This window comes from Rhodospirillales bacterium (genome assembly GCA_023898805.1).
Lineage (GTDB): Bacteria > Pseudomonadota > Alphaproteobacteria > Micavibrionales > UBA1664 > UBA6145.
Genome location: CP060260.1, coordinates 873,330 through 890,645, shown reverse-complemented (window position 1 = coordinate 890,645; position 17,316 = coordinate 873,330). Strand labels below are relative to the sequence as shown.

14 protein-coding genes are annotated in these 17,316 nt (G+C 62.1%); 6 read left to right on the top strand and 8 right to left on the bottom strand.

Annotated elements, in window-relative coordinates:
• Positions 1-109: 109 nt before the first annotated feature.
• Positions 110-2,743, bottom strand: a complete 2,634-nt coding sequence (locus H6866_04455) for a S8 family serine peptidase (protein USO08465.1) — start codon at positions 2,741-2,743, stop codon at positions 110-112.
• Entirely contained in the window at positions 2,740-3,819 is a 1,080-nt protein-coding gene (locus H6866_04450; protein ID USO08464.1) for an anhydro-N-acetylmuramic acid kinase, read from the bottom strand. The genes H6866_04455 and H6866_04450 overlap by 4 nt, the downstream gene beginning before the upstream one ends.
• 59 nt (positions 3,820-3,878) lie before the next feature.
• On the opposite strand from H6866_04450, the gene H6866_04445 reads away from it, so the two are divergent.
• The 4 genes from H6866_04445 to H6866_04430 are packed head-to-tail and all read left to right on the top strand — an operon-like array spanning position 3,879 to position 8,227.
• Complete coding sequence (locus H6866_04445) at positions 3,879-5,123, top strand: tyrosine--tRNA ligase (GenBank protein USO08463.1); 1,245 nt, start codon at positions 3,879-3,881, stop codon at positions 5,121-5,123.
• A gap of 59 nt (positions 5,124-5,182) precedes the next feature.
• Complete coding sequence (locus tag H6866_04440) at positions 5,183-6,175, top strand: aspartate carbamoyltransferase catalytic subunit (GenBank protein USO08462.1); 993 nt, start codon at positions 5,183-5,185, stop codon at positions 6,173-6,175.
• The gene (locus H6866_04435) at positions 6,172-7,473 is read left to right on the top strand and encodes a dihydroorotase (GenBank protein ID USO08461.1); all 1,302 of its coding nucleotides are present in this window, start codon (positions 6,172-6,174) and stop codon (positions 7,471-7,473) included. The genes H6866_04440 and H6866_04435 overlap by 4 nt, the downstream gene beginning before the upstream one ends.
• Positions 7,460-8,227 (top strand): TSUP family transporter, encoded by a 768-nt coding sequence (locus tag H6866_04430; protein ID USO08460.1) that lies wholly within the window; start codon positions 7,460-7,462, stop codon positions 8,225-8,227. The genes H6866_04435 and H6866_04430 overlap by 14 nt, the downstream gene beginning before the upstream one ends.
• On the opposite strand, the gene H6866_04425 is transcribed toward H6866_04430, so the two are convergent.
• Both H6866_04425 and H6866_04420 read right to left on the bottom strand, forming a co-directional pair.
• Complete coding sequence (locus H6866_04425) at positions 8,182-9,372, bottom strand: CoA transferase (GenBank protein ID USO08459.1); 1,191 nt, start codon at positions 9,370-9,372, stop codon at positions 8,182-8,184. The two genes, H6866_04430 and H6866_04425, sit on opposite strands and share 46 nt — an antisense overlap.
• A complete protein-coding gene (locus tag H6866_04420) occupies positions 9,369-9,899 on the bottom strand; it encodes a prepilin peptidase (protein ID USO08458.1) in 531 nt (176 codons plus the stop codon). Before H6866_04420 ends, H6866_04425 begins: the two co-directional genes overlap by 4 nt.
• Before the next feature lie 192 nt (positions 9,900-10,091).
• Between H6866_04420 and H6866_04415 the strand changes: the two genes are divergently transcribed.
• Both H6866_04415 and H6866_04410 read left to right on the top strand, forming a co-directional pair.
• Positions 10,092-10,547, top strand: a complete 456-nt coding sequence (locus H6866_04415) for a hypothetical protein (GenBank protein ID USO08590.1) — start codon at positions 10,092-10,094, stop codon at positions 10,545-10,547.
• Complete coding sequence (locus tag H6866_04410) at positions 10,547-11,485, top strand: hypothetical protein (GenBank protein ID USO08457.1); 939 nt, start codon at positions 10,547-10,549, stop codon at positions 11,483-11,485. Before H6866_04415 ends, H6866_04410 begins: the two co-directional genes overlap by 1 nt.
• Before the next feature lie 2 nt (positions 11,486-11,487).
• On the opposite strand, the gene H6866_04405 is transcribed toward H6866_04410, so the two are convergent.
• From H6866_04405 to H6866_04390, 4 genes are read right to left on the bottom strand one after another with little or no spacing between them, the layout of a single operon-like run.
• Entirely contained in the window at positions 11,488-12,948 is a 1,461-nt protein-coding gene (locus H6866_04405) for a mechanosensitive ion channel (GenBank protein ID USO08456.1), read from the bottom strand.
• Between the two features lie 59 nt (positions 12,949-13,007).
• A complete protein-coding gene (locus tag H6866_04400) occupies positions 13,008-15,368 on the bottom strand; it encodes a 3-hydroxyacyl-CoA dehydrogenase (protein ID USO08455.1) in 2,361 nt (786 codons plus the stop codon).
• Entirely contained in the window at positions 15,365-16,120 is a 756-nt protein-coding gene (locus H6866_04395; protein USO08454.1) for a GNAT family N-acetyltransferase, read from the bottom strand. Before H6866_04395 ends, H6866_04400 begins: the two co-directional genes overlap by 4 nt.
• Entirely contained in the window at positions 16,117-17,241 is a 1,125-nt protein-coding gene (locus tag H6866_04390; protein ID USO08589.1) for a thiolase family protein, read from the bottom strand. Before H6866_04390 ends, H6866_04395 begins: the two co-directional genes overlap by 4 nt.
• Positions 17,242-17,316 lie beyond the last annotated feature (75 nt).

Sequence of the window (17,316 nt, the reverse complement as noted above, 5' to 3'; positions counted from 1 at the left end):
AGCATCCATAATCTCAGACGTACGCATTCTGGGCATCCGTTCAGCCTTGGAGAAGCAGTGCAAGAGGGGATGCGTCAAGGTTTTTCATGAGGGATTGGTAAAATCCATCTCAATCGACAATGACCACGCCGGTGTCGAGGTAATGCTGCAAGGTCTGGTCGAGGACCGTGCCCGCAAGCGTCGCGACGTTCGTGCCGCCGACCGATACCGTGGTCGCGTTCTGGCTGGTGGTCAGGGTCAGGAAACCGTCTATCGCGCCTTGATGCGCGGCGGTCAGGGCTGAAAGGTCGAGATGGTCGAGCAGCGGGTTGAAATCGTCGATCACCGCATTTTGCGCGCCCGCGCCAAAGGCAAAGGTATCGGCACCGTCGCCGCCGTGGACCGTGCCGCCGGGCGTGCCGATGGCGGTGAACGTGTCGTCGCCCGAACCAAGGTCGATGTCATAGGCGATATAACCCGAACGATCGGTGACGGTGACGCGGTCGTTTCCGTCATTGGTGTTGGCGGTCAGGGTGCGATCCTGCGCGGGGATGTGCGGGTCGATCAGAAAGCCCAGAAAATTGACCGTGTCGCCGCCCGCGCCGGTCTGGATGAACCCCTGCTGTCCGCCGCCGATATCGACGCTGGTCGCGCTGGTGCCGTCGGCGATTACGGTGACTTCGATAAATCCGTGCAACGTCACCGCCAGACCGTCGTCCATGCGCATGGAAAGGCCCGAAAGATCCTGTCCCGCATTGTTGGTCAGGGTCAGGTGGTTGCCCTCGCGGTCGGCCAGCAGCACGGTGCCGGTGCCGCCGACGCCCAGCGTTCCGGCCTCGTAGGCGGTGTGGCCAAGCGTATCGGAATGCATTCCCGCGATGCCCGCCGCGCCGTGGATGAAATAGATGACGTCGACCAGATCGCCGCTGCGCGAGGCGGCGGCCAGAGAGGGCAGGTCGTAGGAAACACCCGCGAAAACAAAGTTTTCGATGTTTAAAAGATGGGTGGCGATGCCGGTATCAAGACTGGTCAGGGTGACGGTGCCGTCCGCATCGACCGCGACATTGTGGTTGAATACGGATTCGGTGATGTACGTGTCTGTTCCCGCGCCGCCGTCGATGGTGTCCGAACCCACCGAAGCGTAGATCGTGTCGTTGCCGCGCCCGGTGTCGATGACGTTGTCGAGCGCGGAGCCGTATACCGTGTCGTTGCCGTCGCCGGTGTCGAGGTTTTCGATGCCGGTGCGCGCGGCAAGGTCGAGCGTCAGCGCGTGCGAGATCGCGGCCGCGTTGATCGTGTCGGTGCCGCCGTTGGAATCGGTTACCGCAATCGGGTTGGTGTTTTCGTCAGTATAAACATATAGATTATTGTTGGTTGCGGCATCGCCCTGAAGATTAATCGACCAGCCGTTCAGGATTCCCGCCGTGCCGGCGGTGTGGTCCGCGACCTCCAGCGTCCAAACGCCCGTGGCATGCTCGCCCCAGTCGGCGACGGTGGTAAAGGTGAATTCCGACATTGCGCCGGTCACGGGCGCCGCGCTCATCAATATCGAGCGCGTGCCTGAGGGCGAGATCAAGGCGATGTCAAGTTGCGCGGCGGCGGCGTGGGTGATGTCGACGCTTACCTGCACATGATCGAGAATCAAATCGCCGGAAATTGTGATGGTTGAATCAATGCGGCCCGTTCCGTCCGGGATCGGCACGGCCGGGCCGGTGTACGTCTGGTCGATGGTACGAAGATTGGCCTCCGTATGTGTCGTGGTCCATGTTTCGGCAAGGCGTACGGCGGCAAGGGCATCGACCAGTCCGAAGCCGACGCTGTGCGAAAAATGAAGGCCGGTGCCGTTCCAGTTGTCTGCGCCGTTGGTCTGCCAGTCGCTGACCGCGCCGGTCGCGCGGGCGGAATAGGCGAGGATTTCCTGCACGTCGCGGTAGCCGAGATTCGGGTTCGCCTCCAGCATCAGGGCGACGATTCCCGAAACCTCCGGCGTCGCGGCGGAGGTGCCGGAAAGGCTGACGTAATCGCCCGGGAAATAGCCGCCCGCGCCGGATACGTCGTCGGTCGGGATGCTTTGCCCGGGGGCGGAAACGAGCAGTGCCGCGCCGGGGTTGCTGAAAGACGCGGCGGCGCCGGTGGCGGTCATCGCGCCCACAGCGATGACGTGCGGGTCGGCGGTGACACTGTGGTAATCAACGCGGTCCGCGCTGTTGCCGCCGTTTCCGGCGGCGAACAGGATGACGGTGCCCAACCCGCCGCGCCCGTTGAAGGCGGCGTCCTCGATCGCCGCGCGCTGGCCGTCCAGCCACCCATCGGCGTAATTGTCGGCAAAGGCCCCGGCATAGCCCCAGGAATTGCTGGCGATGTCGTTATCCACCATGTGCGTCATCGCGGCGGTGAACTGGTCGGTGGAATCGTCGGCGGTAAAGCTGACGCGCAGGCCCACGAGCGTCGCGTCATAGGCGACGCCGACAATGCCCACGCCGTTGCGCGCGGCGGCCGCGATACCGGCAATGGCGGTGCCGTGGTCGTCGCCGGTTTCCGCCTGCGGCAGCGGGTCGGACCCGGCGAAATCGTAACTGGCCGCAAGGTCGAACCGGCCCGCGAGGTCAGGGTGGGCAAGGTCGAAGCCATCGTCAATCAAGGCGATGCTGACGCCCGCGCCGGTATAATCGGTCCATGCCGGGACGACGTCGATGTCGATGCCGCCCGCCGTATTCAGCAGGTTGGTCTGGTAGACGAAGCGGTCGTCGGTCGGCAGGGTCATGAGGCGGCTATGGTATCAGGTTCGACGAGGATTCCGCCACTAACGGGTTGCAGGCACCCGGTGGTGGTGGGCAGGGTCAGCGGCAGGCCCGCGCGGGCGCGGGCGGCGAGGTAGGCGAAGCCTTCGGCCTCGATGAAATCGCCGGACCAACCCAGCGTATCGGCGTCGGTCACCGGCAGACGGGTTTCGAGGCCGCGCATGATGGCCGCGTTGTGTCGTCCGCCGCCGCAGACGAGCAACCGCCGGGTCGGGCCGGGCAGGCGGTCGAGCGCCGCGAAAACCCCGGCCACCGTGAAGGCGGCGAGCGTGGCCGCGCCGTCCTCGGGCGAAAGGTCATCAACGCGGCAGGATGCAAAGGCGTCGCGGTCGAGGGATTTGGGCAGGGTGCGCGCGAAATAAGGGTTTTCCAGCCATTTCTGGATGCGGGCGCGATCGGGCGCGCCCTTGAGGGCCGTTTCGCCGTTCCGGTCCATCGATTCCCCGGTCGCGCGCCGCATCCAGTCGTCGATCAGGGCGCTGGCCGGGCCGGTGTCGCAGGCGTAAATCGCCTCGCCATCAATCCAGGTGATGTTGGCGACGCCGCCTAGGTTGAGGACGGCGGCCGGTTCCTCCAGCTCCGCCTTGCGCACCAGCGCGCGGTGGTACAGCGGCAGAAGCGGTGCGCCCTGACCCCCGTGGCGCATGTCGTTCGAACGAAAATCGTACATGACCGGAAGGCCCGTGGCGGCGGCAAGGCGCGGGCCGTCGCCGATCTGCCATGTGCGGGCGTTGGCGGGGTCGTGGAACACGGTCTGGCCGTGAAAGGCAATCAGGTCGATTTGTCCGGCATGCCCGAAATCGCGGACTGCGTTTATATGCCAGTCGGTCACGAGGGTTTGGGCTATCGCGGCGGCCTCGTTTTCCGGGGGCCTGCCCAGCACGGCGCGGATCGCCGCGCGGACGGTTTCGGGGTAGGGGGTGAAGGCGCGGGCCAGCACCTCGCCCGCCGCGATGCCGTCGGTGTGCAGCAGTGCGGCGTCGATGCCGTCCATCGACGTGCCGCTCATCAATCCCAGAACGCGCTGCGTCTTTGCCATAGCGCGATTTTCTGCTATCCGTAGGGCAAAGTCATGCATTTTTGAAAAAAGGGCGGGCCATGGCCTATAAATCCGAATTCCTCAACGTCATGCACGCGCGCGGCTTTATCCACCAGTGCAGCGATTTCAACGGGCTGGATCACCGCCTTCTGGAAGGAACGCAATCCGCCTATATCGGTTTCGATGCTACCGCGCCTTCATTGCATGTCGGCAATCTGGTGCAGATCATGATGCTGGCGTGGTTCCAGCGTTGCGGCCACCGGCCGATCACGCTGATGGGCGGCGGGACGACGCGGGTCGGCGATCCGTCGGGCAAGGACGAGGCGCGCAAGCTTTTGTCTGTGCAGACGATCAACGACAATATCGCGGGCATCCAGAAGGTCTTCGCCAATTTCATCGATTACGGCACCGATCAGGCGATGATGGCGAATAACGATTCATGGCTGGCGACCCTGAATTACATCGATTTCCTGCGCGACGTGGGCCGGCATTTTTCGATCAACCGGATGCTGACCATGGATTCGGTCAAGTTGCGGCTGGAGCGCGAGCAGCCTTTGTCGTTTATCGAATTCAACTACATGATCCTGCAAAGCTATGACTTCGTCGAATTGTGCAAACGGCACGGCACGATTTTGCAGATGGGCGGGGCCGACCAGTGGGGGAACATCGTCAACGGTGTCGAACTGGGGCGGCGGATGCACGGATATGCGCTGTATGCCCTGACCACGCCGCTTTTGACCACCGCGGACGGCAAGAAGATGGGCAAAACCGCCGCCGGGGCGGTGTGGCTGAACGCCGCGATGTTGCCGGTTTACGATTACTGGCAATTCTGGCGCAATACGGCGGATGCCGATGTGGGCCGGTTTTTGAAATTGTTCACGTTTCTGCCGCTGGACGAGATCGCGCGGCTGGAGGCGTTGGGCGGGACCGAAATCAACGAGGCCAAGAAAATCCTTGCGACCGAAGCCTGCGCCCTGTGCCACGGGCGCGAGGCCGCGCAAGCCGCGGAGGAAACCGCCCGCCGGACCTTCGAGGACAATGCGGCGGGCGCGGATTTGCCGAGCGTGACCATCGCCCGCGCGCAGCTGGAGGCGGGGATCACGCTGATCGACCTGCTCAAGCAGGTCGGGTTCGCAGCCTCGAACGGCGAGGCACGGCGCCTGATCCAGGGCGGCGGCGCCTATGTCAACGACAACCCGGTGGAAAGCGACGCGTTCAAATGCACGCTCGACCATCTGGGCGCGGACGGGTCGATCAAAATTTCGTCCGGCAAGAAGAAACACGCGCTGGTCAGGCCGGCCTAGAAACCAGGTCCGACGCCGGGGTTTGATTTCCCCCGCGTTATGCCGTAATGTCCCCCCTCATGACGGACCGGATCGAAAAAGACCTCCTCGCTGCCCGCGACGGGCGGGATGTCAGTTTTTTCGACCTTTATTCCATCGACCAGCTTTCGCAAGCCGATATCGACCTGATCCTTGACCTCGCGCGCGCGTTTCGCGCGCATGAAACGTATAAATTCGCGTTCAACAAAGGCTGTTCGATGGTGAACGCCTTTTTCGAGAGTTCGACCCGCACGATGTCGAGTTTCGACCTTTCGGCCAAGCAGCTTTCGATGGACACCAGCAATGTCGGCTCGTCCTCCTCGACCAACAAGGGGGAAAGCTTCCTTGATACCGTCGAAACGCTGGATTCCTATAATCTTAAGGTCATCGTCGTGCGCACCAAGGAATCGGGCGTGGCGCAGGTGCTGGCGCGGCATGTCGGCGCGTCGATCATCAACGCGGGCGACGGCTGGCACGAACATCCGACGCAGGGGCTTCTCGACGCCTTGACCATGCTTGACCGCTTCAAGGCGAAATCGCTTTCGGGCAAGACGATCACCATCGTCGGCGACGTGATGCATTCGCGCGTCGCTGGTTCGTTGATCCGCATCATAAAGAAGCTCAAGGGCGATATCCGCATCGCCGCGCCGCAAACCTTCGTTCCGGCGGGAATCGAGAATTTCGGGCTCAAGGTTTTTCACTCGCTGGAAGACGCGCTGGAAGGCGCCGACGTGGTTTATGCCCTGCGGGTGCAGGAGGAGCGCGGCGCGGCCGGGTTCATCCCCACTTTGCGCGAATATTCCAAAATGTACGGCATCAGCAAGGTGCGGCTCGATCTGGCGAAACCGAAAGCGATGCTGATGCACGCCGGGCCGGTGCGCCGCGACATCGACGTGCATTCCGCGCTGGTCACGCTTGATAACCGGTCCCATATTTTACAACAGGTCGAAAACGGCATGGCCGTGCGCAAGGCGCTTTTGTGGCTTTTGGCCAACCGCATGGACGGCCGCGTGAAGGAGGCGCATTTGCGATGAGCGGCGATCTTCTGATCCGCGGCGGCCATGTCGTCGATCCTGCGAACGGGCTGGACGGTCCGGCCGATATTCTGGTGCGCGACGGGAAAATCGCGGGCGTGGGCAAGAACCTCAAATCCGGGGCCGGTACGGTCATCGATGCCAAGGGGCTTACCGTCACACCGGGCCTGATCGACCTGCAGGTGCATATGCGCGAGCCGGGGCGCGAGGACCGCGAGACGATCGAAACGGCATCCCGCGCGGCGCTGGCGGGCGGGGTGACCTCGGTCGTCGCCATGCCCAACACGACGCCGGTCGCCGACAACCAGACGGTGATCGAATTCGTGCTCAAGCGCGCGCGGGAGGTCGATCTGGTCAATGTCTACCCGACCGGCGCGATTACGCGCGGGCAACAGGGCTCGATGCTGGCCGAGATCAACGAGTTGAAGAAATCCGGCGCAGTCGCCGTCACCGACGACGGGGTGGACGTGCAGGATGAAAACATCCTGCGCCGCGCGCTGGAATACACCAAGACCTGCGACATATTGTTGATGAGCCATTGCGAAACCGAATCCCTGACCGCCGGTGGCGTGATGCACGAAGGTTGGGTTTCGACGCAGCTTGGCCTGCCGGGGACGTCTGCCGCGTCGGAGGACCTGGCCGTCGTCAAAAACATCTTGCTGGCCAATCTGTGTGGCGCGCGGCTGCATCTTCTGCACAATTCGTCGGAAGGCGCCATTGCCGCGATCCGCGCCACAAAAAAATCCGAGCGGCGCAACGTCACCGCCGAAGTCTCGGTCCAGCATTTCGCGCTGAGCGACGAAGAATGCCTTGGCTACAACACCAACGCGAAAATGTATCCGCCGCTGCGTTCGGCCGAGCATATCGCCGCTGTCATCGCCGGCATCAAGGACGATACGGTAGACGCGTTCACCACGGACCACGCGCCGCATATCGAGCCGGACAAGCTGGAGCCGTTCGTTCATGCCGCGTTCGGGTCGACGGGGTTGGAAACCAGTTTCGCGGTGATGCATAGCTATCTGGTCCGGGCCGGGCATATTTCGCTGGCCAAGGGCATATCCAAGATGACGGTGGAGCCCGCGAAGATCCTGCGCATCGAAAAAGGCACGCTTTCCGTCGGCGCGGATGCGGACATCGCGATATTCGATACCAAGAAAAGTTGGGTTGTCGATGCGCGCGAAAGTTTTTCCAAAGGCAAAAACTGCGTTTTCGACGGCAAAAAACTGACCGGAAAGGCAGAATACACCATCGTCGGCGGGCGCGTGAAATTCGCCGGAGGGTCGATTGTGGGAAATTGAATCCTGGCTGTTGGTGCCGGCGGGGTTCGTTTTGGGAATCGCAGCGGTGGTTTTCGGCGGGACGATGTTTTTCACCATTCCGCTGATGCAGGCCTTATTCCCGCAGGCCGGGTTCGGCGTCATCGTCGGCAACGCGAAAACCGGCAGTTTTTTCCGCAGCATCGGTTCGACCGTATCGACGCATTCGCAGATCGCCTATCGCCAGAATTTGAAAATTTCCACGCTGGCACTGGTTGGCACCGTCATCGGCGCGTCGGCGATCGCGCAGTTAAGCCAGATATGGCTGTTCCCCGCCGTTGTCGTGTCGATCATGCTGGCGGTTTGGGCGCCGCGGCTTGCGCCTTTTATCAGCGAAAAAACCTTTCATGCCGCCGCGTTCTTGATCGGGATTTATGCGGGGTTGTTCGGCGCGGGCATCGGGGTCTTGTTGCTGGCGTTGTTGCGGCTGAAATTCCCGGACGATGCGGATATCGCCTTCGTCAAGATACAGGCGCGGTTCGTCGAGTTTCTTTTGGTCATCTCGGCGGTCGTGACGCACTGGCTGCACGGCAATCTGGTCGCGGCAATCTGGGTGCCGTGGTCCGCGGGCGCACTGGTCGGCGGTTATACCGGGGGGTTGATGCTCAACCGGTTGGGCGGGCTTTCGCCGCGCGTGCAAAAATCGGTCCTGTACGCCAGTTTCGCGCTGGCGTTTTGTGTCGCCGGGTATCAGTTCGTTTCCGATTTCGCGCCGTTGCTGAAAACCCCGTCCTGATCCGCACCCATGACCGGCGGCGCGCGGCGGTAGGCGACGGGGGTTTCCGAAAGTTTGACCGGATTGCCGACCAGCGCAATGGGCGCAGGCGCGGCAGGGTGGTCCATATGCACGATCATGTCGCGCGCGTGTAATTGCGGCAGGTGGAGCGCATCAAGCATCGAATTGACCGGCCCGCAGGGCACGCCGCGCGCGATCAGGCCTTCCATCCAGTGTTTGACCGGGTGCGCGGCGATTATCTGCGCGATCATCGGAGTCAGGGTCTCGCGGTGGATGACGCGCTGTTCGTTGGTCGCAAAGCGTTGATCGCGCGCGAGTTCGGGGCGGCCCGCGAATTCACAAAAATGTGCGAACTGATGGTCGTTGCCTACCGCCAGAATGACCCAGCCGTCCGCCGCCTGAAAGGCGTTGTAGGGCACGATCGTCGTGTGCGCGTTGCCGACGCGCGGCGGGTTTTGTCCGCTGGTCAGCGCGTATTGCGCGATATTGGTGAGCATCGCGAGGGCGGAATCAAGCAGCGCCAGATCGACATGCTGGCCGCGCCCGGTTTCATCGCGCGCGCGCAAGGCGGCCAGAATACCGATCACGGTATTGAGGCCCGTGACGTAGTCGATGATCGCAACCCCCGCCTTGACCGGCCCACCTGAGGGTTCGCCGGTGACGCTCATAAACCCGGACAGGCCCTGAATGATGAAGTCATAGCCGGGTTCCTGCGCCCATGGCCCCGTCTGGCCGAAGCCCGTGATCGAGGCATAAACCAGCCGGGGATAGCGGGTTTTAAGCTGTTCATAGCCAAAGCCAAGGCGCGCAAGACTTCCGACCTTGAAGTTTTCAACCAGCACGTCGGCATCGCGCAGCAGGGCGTGCAGTTTTTCGCGGTCCTGTTCGCGCGCAAGGTCCAGCACCACCGAGCGTTTGTTGCGGTTGGCGGAAAGATAATAGGCGCTTTCGTCCGTTTCCCGTCCTTCGCCGTCTTTAAGAAAAGGCGGCCCCCAGGCGCGGGTGTCGTCGCCTTCCGGCGGGCGTTCGATCTTGATTACGTCGGCGCCGAGGTCGCCAAGCATCTGGGTGCAGACAGGCCCCGCCAGCACGCGGGTCAGGTCGACCACCCTGATGTTCTTAAGCGGCCCGTTCGCCCCGGTCATCCCGCCCCCGTCGCGAACAGGGGCAGGGCGGGGGCGAAGCGGATGACGGCGACCAGCACCGCGCCCGCGCAGAAGCCGGGCCCTGCGGGAATGGTCATTTCGCGGAAAGAGTCGGATTTGCCGTTGCGGCATCGTTGCCAGACCAGCAGGGCGATGCCGTGCAGCAGACCCATCATCGCGCCCGCGCACAGCGCCTCGATCGCGCCTTCGAGGCCAAGCCAGATACCCGCCGCGCCGATCAGCTTGATGTCGCCCAGTCCCATCGTTTCAAAGCCGTAGATGCGGTTCGCCACCAGCCGGATCAGGCCTAGCGCGCCCGCACCCGCCGCCGCACCCGCCGCCGCGTCCCACCACGGGCCGACATAAGGCCAGGCGGCCCAGCGGAAAAGAACGCCGCACACCGCCAGCGCGAACACCAGTTCGTCGGGCAGAAGGCGAAGTTTCAGGTCGATCGCGCACAGCCATGCGACGAGCAGAAAACCGAAAAAAAACAGGATGCAGACGGCGATGGAAGGCCAAAGGAACATGGCCTCAAGCTAGGGGATGGCCCGCGTTCCGACAAGGTATAAAGCGTTTTCATAAGCATTTTTTGAAGACGTCCGTGCGCAAGCGGTTTGACGCGCGGGCGTTGTTTGGTAGGTTAGGAAAAAGATTCGCACAGCAAAAAGACGAAACAGATGGCTTCCAAGAAAGACGACGAAATCCTGCGCTACGACCGGATGGTCGAACGGGCGCTGCGCGGCGTGGTACGCGAGGCGGTACGCGAGGTCATCCGCGACGGGCTTTCGGGCGACCACCATTTTTACATCACCTTCCTGACCGAGCATGATGGGGTGAAGATTCCGGATTACCTGAGCGAACGCTATCCCGGCGAAATGACCATCGTGCTGCAGTACCAGTTTTACGATCTTGAGGTCGACGACGAGATGATGCGGGTGACGCTGTCGTTCAACAACGTGCCGGAGCGGCTGGAAATCCCGCTGCCCGCGATCACCATCTTTGCCGATCCATCGGTTAATTTCGCGTTGCAGTTCCAGCCGCTGGAAGGCGCGGAAGGCGACGGCGACAAGCCAAAAGGCAAAAAGCCCAAGGCCGAAAAAGGCGAAAAGGCGGACAAGGACGCCGCGCAGAAATCGGGCGAGGTGGTGAGCCTTGACCAGTTCCGCAAGAAATAATGGCCGTTCACTGGACAATTGAAACCGAGGCCGCGCGCGGCCCGCTGGATGTGCGCATCGACAAGGGCGAATGGGTTGACGCCGCGCGCGGGCGCACGGTGCCTTATAAAATCTACCGGCCTGAAACGCTCGATTCCGGGCCTTATCCGGTCGTAATTTGGTCGCATGGGCTGGGCGGCACGCGCGACGGGGCGGGGTATCTGGGCCGGTATCTGGCCAGTCACGGGTTTTTGCACATCCATATCCAGCACGACGGCACGGACGACAGTCTGTGGCGCGGGATGCCGGGACATCCATGGGACAATATCCGCAACGCGCATATCCCGTGGGAAACGGTCCGCAACCGTTATCTGGACGTGCCGTTCGCGCTCGACCGGCTGATGGAGATGAATGCGCGGGATGATTTTTACCGCGGGCGCATGGATTTTTCGCGGCTGGGTATGTCCGGCCATTCTTTCGGCGCGCTGACCACGCAGGTGATCTGCGGCCAACTGGCGGGGCGCGAGGTGCCCGAAGACCTCAGCGACGGGCGGTTTCTGGCAGGTGTATTATACAGTCCCGTGCCTGCGTTCCGGCACCAGCTTGGCGGGGAAAACGTATACCAGTCGATCAAGCGGCCGCTTTTGCACATCACCGGGACCGAGGATTTAAGCCCGGTCGAAGGGTTCGGCATGGAGCGGCGGGTCGAGGTGTTCACGGGTGCGGGCGACGTCGACCAGTATCTGTTCGTGCTGGAGGGTGGGGACCACATGGTGTTCAACGGGTCGCGCGGGCAGCTTGAAGCCTATGACGGGATCGAGGCGCATCAGGACATGATCTGCATCGCGGCGCATGCGTGGTGGGATGCGTGGCTCAACCGCGACGAAGGCGCGCGCGGCTGGATCGATTCCCACGCTGCGCACTGGGCCAGCGGCCGGGGCGAATTCCGCAAACGCTAAAGTCAGGATTTGGCTTTATCTTCGTGGATACGGCGTTCCTGCACCACCGTCACCGGCGGATTCATGTTCCAGGTGACCTGTTGCGGGAACGGTATCTCGATCCCCGCCTGATCGAAGGCTTTTTTCATGCGGCGGTTGAATTCGCGCCCGATGTTCCATTGCTGGATCGGCAGGGTCTTGATGCGCGCCTTGATGACGACCGAGGAATCGGCAAAGCGGTCGACGCCCGCGATTTCCAGATCGTCGAGAATCCGGTCACGAAAGGCCGGGTCGGCCCGCAATTCTGCGGATACCGTGCGCATCACCTCGACCACGCGGTCCGTATCCTCCTTATAGGCTACGCCCATTTCAAACACGTACATGCCGAAATCCTTGGTGCGGTTGGTCACGGTCGTAATCGCGCTGTAGGGCACGGTATAGACGGCGCCGTCGTAATCGCGCAGCTGGATCTTGCGTAGCGTAATTTTTTCGATCACGCCGCTATGGCCGCCTATACTGACGACATCGCCCACGCGCATCACGTCTTCGAGGATCAGGGTGAAACCGGAGAGGAAATCCTTGACCATCGTCTGTGCGCCGAAGCCGATGGCAACGCCGACGATGCCTGCGCCGGCCAGCAAGGGCAGGATATTGATGCCGATTTCGGAAAGCAGCATCAGGAAAAAGACAAGCGCGAACGCCATGAAAGCAATGTTGCGCACGATCGGCAGGATGGTGGAAACGCGGCTGGAATTCGCGCCATCCAGGCGTACGAAGGTCAAATGCAGGATGGCGTTGAGGATTTCCCAGACGATGGTGGCCAGCGCGATGACGAAGCCAACGTTGATGATCATGCCGATACTGTGACGGAACCATTCGCTTTCAAACGGGTTGTAATCGGATTCAACTCCCCAGATCAGCATCAGGCTGTAAAGCATCAGCCCCAGCAGGCCGATGGTGACGACAAAGCGCAGAACGCGCGCGTAAAAACGCAGGCGCGCCGCCGGCATGTCCAGCCATTTGACCGCGCGGTCGGTCCAGTACAAGGCCTTGGTCGCGCCGCGCCGGAAGAAAAAGACCAATCCGACCCCCAAAAGCGCGGTCAGCAGCGAGAGGCCGATCCGTCCGACGGTCGAGCCCTTGAGGTTGTTGCGCGCAAGGAAATTCTGATACCGGTCGATCAGTTTGTTTGTAAAGTTGTCGACGCCCAGAGTCTTGGTCAACGGGGCAATGGTTTCTTGCCCTTCGTCCATATCCCCGGGCTGGGCTTGCGTTTTTTCAAGGGCCTTCAAATTCTGGATGAATTCGGTGCGCGCGGTGTCGCTTTCCAGCGTGGTGATCAGTTTTTTAAGATCGTCCTGCGAAACGGTGACGCTGGCCTTTGCCGGTGGCGTGCCGGTGGCTTGCGCCCATACAGGCGCGGCGGATGCGGCGCACAGCGAAAGGGCGAGGAAAAAAAGCGCGAATTTCAGGTTCCGAAGCATGGTCCCATATTGGCATGCCGTGTCTTGAATTCAACCCCGGCGACCCAATTTACTGTTACCTAGTTGCGCAGGGGCTTGCCCTTGTCGAGCATGTGCTCGATGCGGGCGAGGGTGCCGTCCTTGCGCACAAGCTGCATGAAATTCTCGTATTCAAGGCGCAGCAGCGCGTCTTCCTCCACCGGTTTGGTCGGGTCGGCGTCGGGGCCGCCCGTCAGCACCGTGGCCAGCGCATCGCTGACGACCATGTCGTAGGGCGTGGCCTTGCCCGATTTGCGCAGGTCGGAAAGCGCGAGGTCGAGCGCGAATTTCCCCGACGGGCCCGGCAGGGGCACCGCCATGGGCTGGGGCGCGGCGTAATCCCGCGCCAGTTCGGCGGCTTTGGCGCGGGCATCGAACAACAGGCGGTCGCGGTTCATGGTGATCGCGTCGGTATCTTTCAGGTAACCGACGTCGCGCGCGTCATCGGCCGATTTGGCGATGCGGGCGAGGCCAATGGTTTCAAAGGCCTGTTTGACGTGCGGGATCGGCCCCTTGGCGGCGCCGGGTTTGAGGCTGCGCCGGTAATATCTTTGGAGCATTTCCTTGCAGCCACCCCAACCGGGAATCAGGCCGACGCCGACTTCGACCAGACCACAATAAAGTTCGGCGTGCGCCTGTACGTGGTCGGATGCCAGCAGGATTTCGCAGCCGCCGCCAAGGGCAAGGCCGGAGGGCGCGGCCACGACCGGGAAGGGCGCGTATTTCAAGCGTTTGTACGCTTCCTGTCCGCCGCCGACCAGTTCCTCGATCTGCGGCCAGAGAGCGACGTTGATCGCGAACAGCGCGAGGCCCAGATTGGCCCCCGCCGAGAAGGCGGAACCTTCATTATAGACGACCAACGCCTTGTACGCGCCATCCGATCCTTCGATCAGGTCGCAGGCGGTATGGATCGCGGCATGGATCTGGTCGTCGATCGCATTCATTTTCGAGGTGAATTCAAGGCACACCACGCCTTCGCCCACGTCCCAAAGCGCGGCCGACGCGTTTTTGAACAGCGGTTTGCCCGCGCGCTTGAAGTCGGCCAGAAGCAGTACGCCCTGCGCACGTTCCAGTTTGCGATATTTGCCGTCGACGCCGAAATATTGCAGCTGGCCGCCTTCGGTTTTGTAAAAAGAATTGTCGCCGATTTTTTCCAGCAGGGGCGGCACCGGACGGCCTTCGGATTTCAGCCTGTCGGCGAACCATTTTGGGCCGAGCGCGTCGATCATTTCAAACGGGCCGAATTTCCAGTTGGTGCCAAGGCGCATCGCCTCGTCCACCGCGGCGACGCTGTCCGCGATCTGGGGTACGAGGCCCGCAGCATAGGCGAGCGTTTGCGAAAGCACGTCCCAGGCGTAAACGCCGCCGATATCGGGGTGCTGGACCACGGCGCGCAGGCCGCCCTTGCCCGCATCGGCGGATTCCAGTTTCGGCCTGTCGGCGGGGCGGTAGGATTTTTCAGGGTCGAATGGCGACGCGTCGAGCCGGATGGCCAGTTTGTTGCGCTTTTCGTCAAGGCGGTAAAAACCGCCCTTGCCCTTGCGGCCGGTGTAGCCGCCCGCGATCATTTCACGCACCAGCGGAATGTCGCGGTAGATTTTGCGGTATTCGTCGCCATCGGGCAGGGTGGAGAGCAGGGATTTCGCAAGATGCGGCATCAAATCCACGCCGACCAGATCGATCAGGCCGAAAATGCCGGTCTTGGGCACGCCGATGGGTTTGCCCATGATGGCGTCCACCACCTCGATGGGCACGTTGCGGTCGATCGCGGCGTTGACGCCCGCCTGCATCCAGAAGGTCAGGATGCGGTTGACGATAAAGCCGGGGGTGTCCTTGCATTCCACCACACCCTTGCCAAGGCGGATGTCGCAGAATTCGCGCAAGGCCGCGACCGCGTCGGGCCGCGTCTTGGGTCCGATCACGATTTCAAGCAGGCGCATATAGCGCACGGGATTGAAAAAGTGCGTGATCAGGAAGTCGGCGGCGAAGGATTCGGGTTGGCCTTCGACCAGCTTGGCAAGCGGAATGGTCGAGGTGTTGGAGGAAACGATCGATCCCTTGCGGCGGTGTTTTTCGATTTTTTCATAGGTCGCGTGTTTGACCGCCAGATCCTCCAGCACCACTTCGACGATCCAGTCGCACTGGGCGATTTTTTCGATGTCGTCTTCCAGATTTCCGGGCGTGATCAGTTTCACGTTGCGCGGATGCATCAGCGGCGCGGGATCGGCCTTGAGCATTTTTTCGATTGCGCCTTGCGCGAACCTTGAACGGTCATGCGCGCCCGCGTCTTTCGGGACAATGTCGAGCAGCAGCACCTCGACGCCCGCGTTCGCGATCTGGGCGGCGATGCCCGATCCCATGACGCCGGAACCGATAACGGCGACCTTGTCGATGCTGGTCATTTTCTTTTCGAATCCCTGGGAAGGTTTTTAAGCCATTTTTCTTTGAGTTCGCGCATGGCGATCACGGAAAGCAGATAGCCGCCCGCCGGGATGACCGCATGCCAGAAGACATGATTGACCCTTAGGGTCGGTAGGTAGATGGTCAGCACCAGCACGATCAGGGCCGCAATCGCGAAATGGCGCACCCACGAGCTTTCCCATGCCTGTTCCTTTTTCGCCTGGGCGTTTTTCTTGCGCATGGCGTCCATTTCATCAAGCGAGGTCAGCGATTTCTGCATCTTGATGCTGGCGATGTAGCTGCCGTCCTCCAGCCGGTGCGAGCCGCGCGAAACGACGGCATAGCCAAGCTGGGTATAAAAATGTTCTGCGGTGATGCTGGAATCGAGGGTCAGGGTGTTCAGCCCCATGCCGGTCGCGATCTGTTCCAGTGCATCGACCAGTTTGCGGCCCACGCCCATGCGCCCGTAATCAGGGTGGACGTAGCATGCGCGCAGTTCGCCCTGCAGCGGGGCGATGCAGCCAAGGCCGGCCAAAGTCGTGCCGTCGAAGGCGCCGATGCGGATTTCCTCGTCCGCGCTGCTGTTATAGCGCGCGATGCGCGCGTCGCTGATCGGGCCGGACCATGCATCCAGCACTTCGGGTGGGTAGTCATGGCTGGCCGTCGCGTGCACGGCGGCGTGGTGCACGCGCAGGAAATTCGCGGCGTCGGCCGGTCCCAGCGGGCGGATGGTGACCTTGCGGCGGAATTTCATGCCGCCTCGATAATCGTGGCGACGCCCTGACCGCCGCCGATGCAGGCGGTGGCCAGGCCGATTTTCTTCTTCTCGCGCCGCAAAAGGCTTGCGAGTTTTCCGGTGATGCGCGCGCCGGAAGCGCCAAGCGGGTGGCCGAGCGCGATCGCGCCGCCATCGAGGTTGAGTTTGCCTTCGTCGATGCCAAGGTCGCGGATGACCGGCAGGCTTTGCGCGGCAAAGGCCTCGTTCAGTTCGACGATGTCGATGTCCTTCATCGTCAGGCCCGCGCGCTTAAGGGCCTTTTGTGTCGCCGGGACCGGGCCGATGCCCATGATTTCGGCATCGCACCCGGTGGATGCGAAGGCCAGAATGCGGGCCAGTACGGGCAGCTTATGCGCCTTGGCGTAATCCTCGGAGGCGACCAGCACGGCGGCGGCGCCGTCGGTCAGGGGAGAGGCGGTCCCGGCGGTGACGCTGCCCTTTTCGTCGAAGGCAGGTTTAAGGCCGGCCAGCGCCTCAAGCGTGGTGTCGGGGCGGATGCAGCCGTCTTCCGCCACCCCAGCGATGGGTACGATTTCATCGCGGAATTTGCCGGATTCACGAGCGGCGGCGGCCTTTTTCTGGCTTGAAAGCGCGAATTTCTCCTGTTCCGCGCGGGGAATACCGTATTTTTTCGCAAGGTTTTCCGCGGTTTCACCCATGCCCATATAGATTTGCGGGTAGGTGTCCTTCAGTGCCGGGTTGGGCATCGGGTTGAAGCCGCCCATCGGCACGCGGGTCATCGATTCGACCCCGCCGCAGACAAAGACGTCGCCCTGTCCGGCGGCGATCTGCGCCGCGGCGTAGTGGATCGCCGACATGGACGAGCCGCACCAGCGGTTGACCGTGATGCCGCCTACCGAAACCGGCAGACCCGCCGCCACCGCGACGATGCGGCCCAGATTGAAACCCTGTTCGCCTTCCGGGAAGGCGTTGCCCAAAATCAGGTCCTCAATCACGGCGGGGTCGATGCCGGTTTCGGCGACCAGCGCGCGGATAACCGCGGCGGCCATGTCGTCAGGCCGGGTACGGGCCAAGGCGCCCTTGGACGCAAAGGTAAAGGGGGAGCGTTTGTAGCCGCAGATCACGGCCTTGCGCAAAGCGGGGGAGGTCATGCATGTTTCCCTAAGATAGTGACGTTTGTAACGGTACCGCATTCGTGCCGCCGGGAAAAG